This window comes from Pseudomonas sp. GXM4 (assembly GCF_008923895.1).
Taxonomy (GTDB): Bacteria; Pseudomonadota; Gammaproteobacteria; order Pseudomonadales; family Pseudomonadaceae; genus Aquipseudomonas; species Aquipseudomonas atacamensis.
In genome coordinates this window covers 1-12,973 of the sequence record NZ_WBRZ01000014.1, presented here as the reverse complement: position 1 = coordinate 12,973, position 12,973 = coordinate 1, and the positions used below count along the sequence as shown (strand labels likewise).

The following is a 12,973-nucleotide window of genomic DNA, read 5'->3' as shown; positions in this document are numbered from 1 at the left end:
AGGGTCAAGCGACGGCGACGACGTCGAGAATCCGCTGCACCACGCGATCCTGATCGATGCCAGCGGCTTCGGCTTCGAACGACAGAATGATGCGGTGGCGCAACACGTCGAACAGCACGGCCTGAATGTCTTCCGGGCTGACGAAGTCGCGACCGGCCAGCCAGGCGTGGGCGCGGGCGCAGCGATCGAGGGCGATCGAACCGCGCGGACTGGCACCGTAGGCGATCCACTCGGCCATTTCCGGGTCGAACTTGGCCGGGTTGCGCGTGGCCATGACCAGTTGCACCAGGTATTCCTCCACTGCGTCGGCCATGTACAAACCGAGGATTTCCTTGCGCGCGGCGAAGATCGCCTGCTGGCTGACCCGACGCTCGGGCTTGGTCTCGCCGTTCAACGCCTCGCCGCGCGCCTGTTGCAGGATGCGCCGTTCGACAGCGGCGTCGGGGAAGCCGATCTTGACGTGCATGAGGAAACGGTCGAGCTGGGCTTCTGGCAGCGGATAGGTGCCTTCCTGTTCGATCGGGTTCTGCGTGGCCATCACCAGAAACAGCGGCGACAGCTCATAGGTGCTGCGCCCGACGCTGACCTGACGCTCGGCCATCGCTTCGAGCAGGGCCGATTGCACCTTGGCCGGCGCACGGTTGATTTCGTCGGCCAGCACCAGGTTGTGAAAGATCGGCCCTTGCTGGAACACGAAGCTGCCGGTTTCCGGACGGTAGATTTCGGTGCCGGTGATGTCGGCCGGCAGCAGGTCGGGGGTGAACTGAATTCGATGGAACTGGGCTTCGATGCCCTCGGCGAGTTCTTTGATCGCTTTGGTCTTGGCCAGACCGGGAGCGCCCTCGACCAGCATATGGCCGTCGGCGAGCAGGGCGATGAGCAATCGCTCGATGAGTTTTTCCTGGCCGAGAATCTGCGTTGAAAGAAAGGTTCGCAGCGCCAGCAGCGCTTCACGATGTTCCATCGGTGACTGTTCCTGGAAAGGGGGTGGCCGGGGCGTTCGGATAACGCCGGGGCTGGGGGCGTTACTTTAATCCATCGTGGGGGGCGGCGACTAACGGCATTTGCGCGATTTGTCAGTATCGGCCTCCGTTTGCACTGTGTAGGGCCGTTTCTGGACGTTGCTACGATTCAGGTCTGCGTGTGCAAGCTGTTCAATATGACCTTGATGGCGGGGCGCTCAAGCAGTTCGCACCAGTTGCCTTCATCAACGATGGCGCCCCGCTGCATGACGAGCACGCGGTCAAAACGATGGAGATGTTCAACATCATGAGTGACACATATAAAGCCCTGTCCAGCGAATGTCTTGAATAGCAAATCCCACACTGGTGTGGCGAGTTTCGGTTCAATCGAAGCACTCGGCTCATCAAACAGATTGAATTTGCCCGGTCGATTCAGGAGTCGCAGCAACGAAAGCCGCTTCGCTTCACCTCCGGAGATATTGGTGGCGTTTTCAGCGATGTGACCTCGGCCAATGATTTCATCAAGCTGGAGAGATTGAATTGCCTCGTTCAATGTTTTCGACTGCTCAACACCGAAAAGTACGGACTGTTCAAAACTTCCTTCCAGGAACTGCGGAGACTGGGGGCTGTAACGCACCGTTTCCAGATGAACGCGAGCATTTAAGCGATCTATGCACAGCTCGTCGATGAACAGCCGGGGCCGCACCGAAAAATCCAGTCCTGCCAGCGCTTCGAGTAACGTCGATTTGCCAGCGCCGCTGGGCCCGATGATCGCGACGGATTGGCCCTGTCGGAAGCTGATCTGGCTGGCAATTGATAGCTGCGCAACACCGTTATGGGTGATCTCGCAGGGCTCGAGCCGTAATGTTGATAGGTTATGCAACGCATCAGAGTAATGGCGGCGATCGTTATCGAAGTCAGCAGTTGCAAGTAATTCTTTGAGTCGCCGTTGATCAGCCGAGAATTGATCCAGCACCCGATAGCCTTCGGTCAGTGCCGATACATTCAACAGGAACGTACCAGCAATAGAGAAAATGGCCACCAACTGACCGACGCTGATACTTGCTTGTCCGGACGTCTGATCCATGACTCCCCAAGCCAACAAACCGCCGGTGGACAGGCTGATAAACAAAATCTTCGCCGCGCTCAACAGTCCGCCCGAGCCTGCTACGGTTACAGCAGCGTTGGCGTAGCGCTCAAATGCTCGGTTCAAGGGTTGCAGGGCCGTGCGTTCGGCGCGTTCCAGCTTTATCGATTTACCAGCCCTCAAAGTATTGACCAAGGTTGCACTCAGCTCATCCTCCTGGTCATTAACAGCATCGATGTGTTTTCTGCGCCATCGAATGATCCGGTGAGTTGCGTAGAGATAACAGCCACCGAGGCCAGCTAGCGCGCAGAAAACCCAGGCTCCGCCCATATACCAGAATGCGCCGGCCACAATAAGAAACTCCAGACACAGGGGAAAACCCGTAGTGACGAAGAACATCAGCAACTGTTCGTGGGCAGTGATTCCGCGCTCGACCGACTTGATGAACTGTCCTATTCGCCACGTGCCGAACTGGGAAAAGTCCTTGCCCATCAACCGCGCCATCCAATTGATGGAAGCACCCATGACAATTCGCTGGACAAGCTTTGAGAGCAGCAGCGTTTGCAGGGGGGTGGTCATCGACTGAATGCAACCGGCCAGCGTAAAAGCTGCGGTGAAATAAAGCAGCGTACGCAGCGTTGTGTGATCGGCATCGTTTAGTGAATCGACGATCTTGCCCAATAACAAAGGAGGGGCCAGGGCCAGGATTTTCAGGGTGATGGTTGCGCCTATTGTCATCACCAGCAGGAGTCGATGTTTCTCGCAGGCTGTTCTTATAAATGTCTGCATGAGTATGTGCCTGTGGTCGTTTTGGATCACGCCGTTGGCGAGCTCCTGGTGCCGAGCAGAATGTGCTGAGGAGCTACGGGTTGGCCATTTCTGATTATGTTGAATCGTTCGAGACCCGGGATATAAGTCTGGGTAACTACGTTGGTCCCGGGATACTCCATGACTGTTCTGAAAAACAGGACTTTGTTCATACCGCTCAGGTTTTTTCGGAGCAAGGCAAGTTGTTCAGGAACAGAGAGTGCAAGCAGGTTTTTTGGCGGCGCCAGGGTATTGAGTTTCAAGTTTTTAACAGGTGCAAAGTCTATCAGCTGTTTCAGTTTCTCGGATTGACAAAGCACATCAAGTACCTTTCGGTCCGCGATTTCATCGTTGGCGTCGTATAAGGCGTTTGATTGGAATTGCTCCGTTACCGCTCTTTGGATGGCGATAAATATGTCCAAAGAACAGCCGGAGCCGATTGCGGATATATGTCGGTCGCCGGGGCCGGTTCGTGGGAATGCAACTGCCAGATAAACTTCTGACTCGTCTTTGATAATGATGATCTGCAAAGCTTCGGCAGTAGCGACCAGATTACCGTCATCGACATAGCGCACTCGCGCTCTCAAACCCAGTGTCTGGATAACATTGTTTATTCGGACAAACGCTTCCCTGGATGAAATCTCACGCTCTGACATGGTGAGCCTCGTAGGCTTGAATGCCGAAAGATCGACTTTCGGCATTTTCAGGATTGGCTGATCGGGAGGCCGAGTCAGCGGGTCAGTGAGGCGAAGAAGTCCAGTTCCGTCGCCAGGAAACCTTCAAAGTGGCCCGAGCCATAAGGCAAATCATCGAAGGTGTTTATTTCAGAACATTTTCTACCCATTACATATGACTCCATTGAATATCACGTTGTCGGCATTTTTTTGCGCGCCGAGCTTGCATGTTTTTTTGCAAGCGCAACGAGTAATAACAAGGGAGAGTTGAACCCGCAATCAGACGGCTTCCGATGATTGCGTAGGGCGCTTCTTGAGGAGTAGTAGGATCGAACTTCGTGCTGTTAAACACAGCGGCGTTCTATGCGGAAAATTAGCGCGAATTATGGTTTGCAGGTGTTTAGAACTTGTAGAGGTGTCAATTAGCGTGCAATTAATGACGATGGCATAAGAGGCGATCAAATGCCGTCGTCATTTATCTTGTCATGCGAGCCGAACTGGTTATTCCAGATTAATTACAAAAGTTCCTGTCCCATCGAGAATATTCTTCAAAGTCTCAACAACCTCTTCCATATCCACCATATCCGGGTTGAAAGCGATCTCCAGCACATCATCCCCATTCAACGCATCGGCATCCGCCGCAGCGATTTCGATCTTCAGCAGGTTCGACGTCAGCGTGACCTTCACCCCCTCCAGCGTCGAAGGCTCGCCATCCAGGGTGATCTCCAGCTCATCCTCATCCGGATAACGGCTCATCAGGAACATCTCGCCCTTGTCGCTGTGGCAGCACAGCATGGCCATGTTGTCTTCTTCGTCGTCGCACGGGTTGACGATCAGTAGGGCGGTGGTCATTTGCATGGGGGAAATCCTGGGCAGTGGCGGCGGTGAGTCTGTTCGAAGGCGCGATTTTGCCAGTCTCAACCGGTTTGCGCTGCCTGCATCGGTAAAAAGTGGCAAAGCAGGACATTTCTGTCGCCCGGTTCCGAGTAGCGAGAAGGGAAAATCCGACGCCAGCGTAAGGCGATTACCGGATGCGCAAAATCCACCCGAAATTGCGATTTTTCGCTTGTGATCGCGGCCTTTTTACCGTTAGTTTCGGCGCTCTTGCGCAATGGAGTGCGTTACGACAACCCCAAAAAGGGAACTTTGCCATGACCCAATATTTCGATCGCGCCGAAGAAATCCGCCACCTGTCCGATGAACAGATCGAGGAAATCTACAAGCGCTATCTCGAAGGCGAAAAAACTGCCGCGCTGATGGAGGAATTTCAGATCCCTGCAACGATGCGCAGTCTGCTCAAGGTTTTGCCCCCGGTCATCAGTGCCGACCTCAGCTGTCCTTACTGCAAACTGCCGATGTGGGTGCGCCGACACGCCAGGGGTACTCCGCTTTCGCTGCGCAGTACATTCAAATGCGTACGCTGTGAGCACCAGCAAAGCCTTCCCGGCACCAATACCCGCCACATGACTTGCAGCTGCACAGAATGTTTCAAGGTGCGCCAGCAGCAGCTTGCCGCCCGGGCCACGCGTGATCGCCTGGAATTGGAAGCTCGATATGGCGCGCGATGCCCCGCAGTGCCTTACGCCAATCTGGGGTTTGTGCAGAAGCTGACGTTGCTCGCTTTGCTGGATGATGGTTACGGCGCGACCGTTGAATGGATTGCGCCGTTGAATGCGCCATCCAGAGAAGAGCTGCTCGCCCTGACGTTCGAGGCCCGTGAAGAGCTGCTCAAAGGCCTGCACGAAGCCGGGGTGCTGGCAGTTTCCACCGATTCCGACATCAACGCCTTCGATCGCAGCGAAGGCTGCAATATCCGCGAGTACAGCGCGGTGCGCTGGCTGGCCAGCGTCACGCTCGACGGCGTAACGCGCTGTGCCCGCGAGAATTTGTATCAGGTGCTGTATCAGGAGTTGTCGGGCAGCGTCAAAGCCGCCTGGAAGAGCGAAATCTATTCGCTGGTCTTCAGTCTCGCCCGAGAAGCGTCCATTCAATACATCCGTGTGCTGGCCGCTGAAGTAGATTTTGCCTTCACGGCCGAGGCCCGTGCCGAGGAGGTGGTCGGGCAGTTGCTGCAGGACTTCTCGGTGAGTCAGTTGTATTACTTCGCCCGCTTGGCGGTACGAAACGCCGCGCACTTTTATGCCACCGGCAATTCCAAAGGGCGCAGTCACGCCTCCAACACCATTCCGCGCAACATGCTGAGCACGGCGCAGGACGCGCTCGCGCGCAACTGGCGCAAGAACGCCCATCGCGATGCGCGAGTACCGCAAACGGCCTTGCAGCGCTTGCTCTACGACGTGGTGCTCAAGGACAGCGGCGCCGGATTTTCCAAATCGCCGGGCATGTACTGGCGTGACGAACTGGTCCCGCAGTTCTTTTCCGCCGTGGCGTTCGACAGCGACTTGCTCAGCCATCTGCGCCTGTTCTGCCGCGAATGCGATTCGAGCAACATTGACGCCAGCATGGACAAGCAGATCCTGCAGACGACGTGCTACGACTGCGCCACGGTGAGCAAATTCAGAGCCTTTGAGGAACTGCCGGACTGATTCGCGTCAACCGCTGGCGCTGAACCGGATGCCACGCTCAGGGTCGATAACAGGGCCTTGGGCGTTTTCGTTTCCGGATATGTAACGTCCTCGGTGACCGACCTGGCACGAAAGTCCCGTGAAACCGGGGTTTCGAACCTGCATTTCGGCGCACGCCTGCTAGTGTTGATGCAGGCCAAACCCTGCATTTACGTGCCAATGACCGAATATGTCGCAGCACCGCAAGCAGACACATTGTCGCACCCATTAAGCTGCGCAACGGATGAGCACCCGTAAAGGCATTGCCGGCAGTGCTGGCAGTCGCTTTTGCAGATGCTCATTCATGGAAGGTGAATGTGACCTGAGTGTCCCGTCCAGCTTCACCCACCTGTCTCCCTGTTTCCTCTGCCCGAGAATCAGGAACAGGGCGACACCAGCCCCGAAAGGGGTGTTGCACGCGACGCTTTCCATCAATAACAAGCTTAAGCGGAGTACCACAGATGGCGTTCTTCACCGCAGCCAGCAAAGCCGACTTCCAGCACCAACTGCAAGCGGCACTGGCGCAGCACATCAGTGAACAGGCACTGCCACAAGTGGCGCTGTTCGCTGAACAATTCTTCGGCATCATTTCCCTGGACGAACTGACTCAACGTCGTCTCTCCGACCTCGCTGGCTGTACTCTTTCTGCGTGGCGCCTGCTTGAGCGCTTCGATCACGCGCAACCGCAAGTGCGTGTCTACAACCCCGATTACGAACGCCACGGCTGGCAGTCGACCCACACCGCGGTCGAAGTGCTGCACCACGACCTGCCATTTCTGGTCGACTCGGTGCGCACCGAGCTGAACCGTCGCGGCTACAGCATTCACACCCTGCAGACCACCGTGCTCAGCGTACGTCGTGGCAGCAAGGGCGAATTGCTGGAAGTCCTGCCAAAAGGCAGCACCGGCGAAGGCGTGCTGCACGAATCGCTGATGTACCTGGAAATCGACCGTTGCGCCAACGCGGCCGAGCTGAATGTGCTGAGCAAAGAGCTTGAGCAGGTGCTCGGTGAAGTGCGCGTAGCCGTCGCTGACTTCGAGCCGATGAAAGCCAAGGTGCAGGACATCCTCACCCAGCTCGATAACAGCGCCTATCCGGTCGATGCCGACGAAAAGAACGAAATCAAGAGCTTCCTGGAATGGCTGGTGGGCAACCACTTCACCTTCCTCGGCTACGAAGAGTTTGTGGTTACCGATCAGGCCGATGGCGGCCACATCGAGTACGACCGGAACTCCTTCCTCGGCCTGACCAAACTGCTGCGCACCGGCCTGACCTACGAAGACCTGCGCATCGAAGACTACGCCGTCTCCTACCTGCGCGAACCGACCCTGCTGTCGTTCGCCAAGGCTGCGCACCCGAGCCGCGTACACCGTCCGGCTTACCCGGATTATGTGTCGATCCGTGAAATCGACGCCGACGGCAAAGTCATCAAGGAACATCGCTTCATGGGCCTGTACACCTCATCGGTGTACGGCGAGAGCGTGCGGGTCATCCCGTTCATCCGCCGCAAGGTCGAAGAAATCGAGCGCCGCTCCGGCTTCCAGTCCAAGGCTCACCTGGGCAAGGAACTGGCGCAGGTCCTCGAAGTGCTGCCGCGTGACGACCTGTTCCAGACCCCGGTCGACGAACTGTTCACCACCGTGATGTCGATCGTGCAGATCCAGGAACGCAACAAGATCCGCGTGTTCCTGCGCAAAGACCCGTACGGTCGCTTCTGCTACTGCCTGGCCTACGTGCCGCGCGACATCTATTCCACCGAAGTGCGCCAGAAGATCCAGCAAGTGCTGATGGAGCGCCTGAAGGCTTCCGATTGCGAATTCTGGACTTTCTTCTCGGAATCCGTGCTGGCCCGCGTGCAGCTGATTCTGCGCGTCGATCCGAAGAACCGCCTCGACATCGACCCGCTGCTGCTGGAAAAAGAAGTGGTCCAGGCCTGCCGCAGCTGGCAGGACGACTACGCCGCACTGACCGTCGAAAGCTTCGGCGAAGCCCACGGCACCAACGTGCTGGCCGACTTCCCGAAAGGCTTCCCGGCCGGCTACCGCGAGCGTTTCGCTGCGCATTCGGCCGTGGTCGACATGCAGCACCTGCTGAGCCTCAACGAAAAAAATCCGCTGGTGATGAGCTTCTATCAGCCGCTCGGTCAGGTCTCCGGCCAGCGCGAGCTGCATTGCAAGCTGTATCACGCCGACACGCCGCTGGCGCTGTCCGACGTCCTGCCGATTCTGGAAAATCTCGGCCTGCGCGTACTGGGTGAATTCCCGTATCGCCTGCGCCACACCAACGGCCGCGAATTCTGGATTCACGATTTCGCTTTCACCGCCGCTGAAGGTCTGGACCTCGACATCCAGCAACTCAACGACACGCTGCAGGACGCGTTCGTGCACATCGTGCGCGGCGATGCCGAAAACGACGCGTTCAACCGTCTGGTGCTGACCGCCGGTCTGCCATGGCGCGACGTAGCACTTCTGCGTGCCTACGCCCGTTACCTGAAGCAGATTCGTCTGGGCTTCGACCTGGGTTACATCGCCAGCACCCTGAACAACCACACCGACATCGCTCGCGAGCTGACCCGGTTGTTCAAGACCCGTTTCTACCTGGCGCGCAAGCTCGGCAGCGATGATCTGGAAGACAAGCAACTGCGTCTGGAACAAGCGATTCTGACCGCACTGGACGATGTTCAGGTGCTCAACGAAGACCGCATCCTGCGTCGTTACCTCGACCTGATCAAAGCCACCCTGCGCACCAACTTCTATCAGACTGACGCCATCGGCCAGAACAAGTCGTACTTCAGCTTCAAGTTCAACCCGCACGCGATCCCTGAGCTGCCCAAGCCAGTGCCGAAGTTTGAAATCTTCGTCTACTCGCCACGCGTCGAAGGCGTGCACCTGCGCTTCGGCAACGTTGCCCGTGGTGGTCTGCGCTGGTCCGACCGTGAAGAAGACTTCCGTACCGAAGTGCTCGGTTTGGTAAAAGCCCAGCAAGTGAAGAACTCGGTCATCGTGCCAGTGGGCGCGAAGGGCGGCTTCCTGCCGCGTCGTCTGCCACTGGGCGGCAGCCGTGACGAGATCGCGGCCGAGGGCATCGCCTGCTACCGCATCTTCATTTCCGGTCTGTTGGACATCACCGACAACCTGAAGGACGGCGCACTGGTGCCGCCGGTCAATGTCGTGCGTCATGACGACGATGACCCGTACCTGGTGGTCGCGGCGGACAAGGGCACTGCAACGTTCTCCGACATCGCCAACGGCATTGCCATCGATTACGGCTTCTGGCTGGGTGACGCGTTTGCATCCGGTGGTTCGGCCGGTTACGACCACAAGAAAATGGGCATCACCGCCAAAGGCGCGTGGGTCGGCGTGCAGCGCCACTTCCGCGAACGCGGCATCAATGTTCAGGAAGACAGCATCACCGTGGTTGGCGTCGGCGACATGGCCGGCGACGTGTTCGGTAACGGCCTGTTGATGTCCGACAAGCTGCAACTGGTGGCCGCGTTCAACCACATGCACATCTTCATCGACCCGAACCCGAACCCGGCGACCAGTTTCGTCGAGCGTCAGCGTCTGTTCGACCTGCCGCGTTCGGCCTGGACCGATTACGACACCAGCATCATGTCCGAAGGTGGCGGTATCTTCTCGCGCAGCGCGAAGAGCATCGCGATCTCGCCGCAGATGAAAGAACGCTTCGACATCCAGGCTGACAAGCTGACCCCGACCGAACTGCTCAACGCCTTGCTCAAGGCGCCGGTGGATCTGTTGTGGAACGGCGGTATCGGCACCTACGTCAAGGCCAGCACCGAAAGCCACGCCGATGTCGGCGACAAGGCCAACGATGCACTGCGCGTCAACGGTAACGAGCTGCGCTGCAAGGTCGTGGGCGAGGGCGGTAACCTCGGCATGACCCAATTGGGTCGTGTGGAATTCGGCTTGAATGGCGGCGGTTCCAACACCGACTTCATCGACAACGCCGGCGGCGTGGACTGCTCCGACCACGAAGTGAACATCAAGATCCTGCTGAACGAAGTGGTTCAGGCCGGTGACATGACCGACAAGCAACGCAACCAGTTGCTGGCGAGCATGACCGACGAAGTTGGCAATCTGGTGCTGGGCAACAACTACAAGCAGACTCAGGCCCTGTCCCTGGCGGCGCGCCGTGCCTACGCGCGCATCGCTGAGTACAAGCGTCTGATGAGCGATCTGGAAGGCCGTGGCAAGCTGGACCGTGCCATCGAATTCCTGCCGACCGAAGAGCAACTGACCGAGCGCGTCGCTGAGGGCCACGGCCTGACCCGTCCTGAGCTGTCGGTGCTGATTTCCTATAGCAAGATCGACCTGAAAGAGCAGCTGCTGGGCTCGCTGGTGCCGGACGACGATTACCTGACCCGCGACATGGAAACGGCGTTCCCGCCGACCTTGGTCAGCAAGTTCTCCGAAGCCATGCGTCGTCACCGTCTGAAGCGCGAGATCGTCAGCACCCAGATCGCCAACGATCTGGTCAACCACATGGGCATCACCTTCGTGCAACGACTCAAAGAGTCGACCGGCATGAGCCCGGCAAACGTGGCTGGCGCTTACGTGATCGTGCGCGACATCTTCCACCTCCCGCACTGGTTCCGTCAGATCGAAGCGCTGGACTATCAGGTTTCCGCTGACGTGCAGCTGGAGCTGATGGACGAGCTGATGCGTCTGGGCCGTCGCGCCACGCGCTGGTTCCTGCGTGCCCGCCGCAACGAGCAGAACGCTGCCCGTGACGTCGCGCACTTCGGTCCGCACCTGAAAGAGCTGGGTCTGAAGCTCGACGAACTGCTCAGCGGCGAAATCCGCGAGAACTGGCAGTCGCGCTATCAGGCGTACGTCGAAGCCGGTGTACCGGAATTGCTGGCGCGTATGGTTGCGGGCACCTCGCACCTGTACACGCTGCTGCCGATCATCGAGGCCGCCGACGTCACCGGGCAGGACCCGGCCGAAGTGGCCAAGGCTTACTTCGCCGTGGGCTCTGCGCTGGACATCACCTGGTACCTGCAACAGATCAGCGCCTTGCCGGTGGAAAACAACTGGCAGGCTCTGGCCCGTGAAGCGTTCCGTGATGACGTCGACTGGCAGCAACGGGCGATCACCATCTCCGTCCTGCAACAGGGCGACGGTTCCCAGGACGTGGAAGCACGCCTGGCGCTGTGGATGGCCCAGCACGAAAGCATGATCGAACGCTGGCGCGCCATGCTGGTGGAAATCCGTGCTGCGAGCGGTACGGACTACGCCATGTACGCGGTAGCCAACCGTGAACTGCTTGATCTGGCGTTGAGCGGGCAAGCGATCGTGCCTGCGATCACTGCGAATGCCGAGCTTGAACTGGCGTAAGTAGTGGCTGAGTGAAAAAGCCCCGCTCTCGAAAGAGGCGGGGCTTTTTCTTGTCTGTCATTCAGAGCGTATCGGCGCAGCGGAAGGCGAAGCTACCAACGCCGTCGGCACGGGGCAGGGATGTTCCGGTTACGACAATCTGATTGTTCTGAATAGCAAGGCCTCCCGCCATGTCGAGCACGTCGGTCAGATTGATCACCAGCACACCGTCGTCGGCAAAACCGCGATCCGGAGCGCCGTCCGATTTGAACTGGGCAATGACGATTTCGGAGTCTTCTTCGCCGTGGGTGCTGGAAAGCAACACGATGCGTACGCCTTCTCGCAGCGTGCCAGCAGTCCATTGGATGCCGAAAGGCGCATCGGAATAAGACGTCAGGACTGGCCTCCCTTCATTGAAGTCGCTGGCGTATTTGCCATTTCTGTCGACACAAACCAGCACGCCCCGGTGAACAAGATCCTCCGAGGTGGCGCTACCGATGCCGAGGATGTTGCCATCAGGCATTTCCACCAGTTGGTTGATCTGACTGAGCTTGTCCAGGCGGTCGAACAGGGCAAAACCGTTATCGCCAAAGCTGCTGACAGGCTTACCTGCGGCGTCGAAGAGGGCGATCATTGCGCGATAGCGGTCTTCACGTGAAATGTAACCTGCGATGGCGAATTTGCCGTCCTGCAGCCGGATCAGTGAGCCAGCCCACGTGGAATTGTCCAGGTATCGAATCGTGATGTAACCCTGTCCTTGGCCAAAGGAAGTGTCCAGAGCCCCGTCGCTATGCAGCCTGATCAAAAGACCGTATTGGTCATTGGGGGAATATTGATGATTGCTCAGCACCATCAGTTTTCCGTCGGCCAGTTCAATGGCATGGCCACTGTAATCGGATGCCGTAGTGCGTTTTTGCTCCGGTGCTACCTCGGACGACGCGAGGGCGGCCAACGGAATCTGGCTGACGATGACCACGCCGTTGTCGCCAAATCCGCTCTCGGGCGTTCCGTCATTGCGAAACATCGCCAAGCAGCGCTGTGGTCGTGCGTATTCGTGTAGGACAAAGGCACCCTGAAGCAACAGATTGTTGTTCTTGAGGATGCTGATGCTGCCACCCGTGGATTTATAGCCCTGCGCGAAAACCCCGGTCGCCACGCCATCCCGGGCAAACGAAGCGTCCTGTGTGCCATCAGGCTTCAACCGCACAATGGCGAACTTGTTGCCCGCACTGGCGGCGATCAGCAGCTTGCCGTCCGCCGCGACGGTAACTGCGTTGGCGAAGCCGTTTTCCTGATCGGGATGTTCAAACCAGGTGAGGCCATTTTTGTCGGGGCCGAAAGTGGGGTCCAGGTTATGCACGGCGGTGTCTTTGACTTCAGTCATGGTCAGCTCCTCGAATACGCTGTTTTTGCGTAAAGCGATCAGTCGATAGAGACCGGCAAATCAACGCAGTGCTGGTATTTGGGAAGCTTTCGGTCGCGCTGTCCACTGTCAGACCTGACAGTGGACAGCGGGGGATGATTGTGGATTTGGAAGGGATGG

7 protein-coding genes are annotated in these 12,973 nt (G+C 57.9%); 2 read left to right on the top strand and 5 right to left on the bottom strand.

Annotated elements, in window-relative coordinates; translation table 11 throughout:
- Positions 1-4: 4 nt before the first annotated feature.
- From F8N49_RS04205 to F8N49_RS04190, 4 genes are all read right to left on the bottom strand, one after another.
- Positions 5-964: a MoxR family ATPase gene (locus tag F8N49_RS04205; RefSeq protein WP_007913915.1), complete on the bottom strand. Its 960-nt coding sequence runs from the start codon at positions 962-964 to the stop codon at positions 5-7.
- A gap of 167 nt (positions 965-1,131) precedes the next feature.
- Entirely contained in the window at positions 1,132-2,838 is a 1,707-nt protein-coding gene (locus tag F8N49_RS04200) for an ATP-binding cassette domain-containing protein (protein ID WP_151550878.1), read from the bottom strand.
- A gap of 26 nt (positions 2,839-2,864) precedes the next feature.
- Entirely contained in the window at positions 2,865-3,557 is a 693-nt protein-coding gene (locus F8N49_RS04195) for a YcaO-like family protein (protein ID WP_151550877.1), read from the bottom strand.
- 474 nt (positions 3,558-4,031) lie between these two features.
- Entirely contained in the window at positions 4,032-4,388 is a 357-nt protein-coding gene (locus F8N49_RS04190) for a hypothetical protein (RefSeq protein ID WP_122601928.1), read from the bottom strand.
- A 293-nt stretch (positions 4,389-4,681) separates the two neighbouring features.
- Here F8N49_RS04190 and F8N49_RS04185 point away from each other — a divergent pair, with 293 nt between their 5' ends.
- Together F8N49_RS04185 and F8N49_RS04180 are read left to right on the top strand one after the other, a co-directional pair.
- Complete coding sequence (locus F8N49_RS04185; protein ID WP_151550876.1) at positions 4,682-6,076, top strand: hypothetical protein; 1,395 nt, start codon at positions 4,682-4,684, stop codon at positions 6,074-6,076.
- Positions 6,077-6,555: 479 nt separating this feature from the next.
- On the top strand, positions 6,556-11,451 hold the full coding sequence (locus F8N49_RS04180; RefSeq protein ID WP_151550875.1) for an NAD-glutamate dehydrogenase: 4,896 nt from the start codon (positions 6,556-6,558) through the stop codon (positions 11,449-11,451).
- A 61-nt stretch (positions 11,452-11,512) separates the two neighbouring features.
- Here the strand turns inward: F8N49_RS04180 and F8N49_RS04175 are convergent, their stop codons facing one another.
- Positions 11,513-12,814, bottom strand: a complete 1,302-nt coding sequence (locus F8N49_RS04175; RefSeq protein ID WP_151550874.1) for a hypothetical protein — start codon at positions 12,812-12,814, stop codon at positions 11,513-11,515.
- Positions 12,815-12,973: the final 159 nt, after the last annotated feature.

Coding starts and splice junctions, on each gene's coding strand:
- F8N49_RS04205 (WP_007913915.1), bottom strand. CDS start 964: ATGGAACATCGTGAAGCGCTGCTGGCGCTGCGAACCTTTCTTTCAACG.
- F8N49_RS04200 (WP_151550878.1), bottom strand. CDS start 2,838: ATGCAGACATTTATAAGAACAGCCTGCGAGAAACATCGACTCCTGCTG.
- F8N49_RS04195 (WP_151550877.1), bottom strand. CDS start 3,557: ATGCCGAAAGTCGATCTTTCGGCATTCAAGCCTACGAGGCTCACCATG.
- F8N49_RS04190 (WP_122601928.1), bottom strand. CDS start 4,388: ATGCAAATGACCACCGCCCTACTGATCGTCAACCCGTGCGACGACGAA.
- F8N49_RS04185 (WP_151550876.1), top strand. CDS start 4,682: ATGACCCAATATTTCGATCGCGCCGAAGAAATCCGCCACCTGTCCGAT.
- F8N49_RS04180 (WP_151550875.1), top strand. CDS start 6,556: ATGGCGTTCTTCACCGCAGCCAGCAAAGCCGACTTCCAGCACCAACTG.
- F8N49_RS04175 (WP_151550874.1), bottom strand. CDS start 12,814: ATGACTGAAGTCAAAGACACCGCCGTGCATAACCTGGACCCCACTTTC.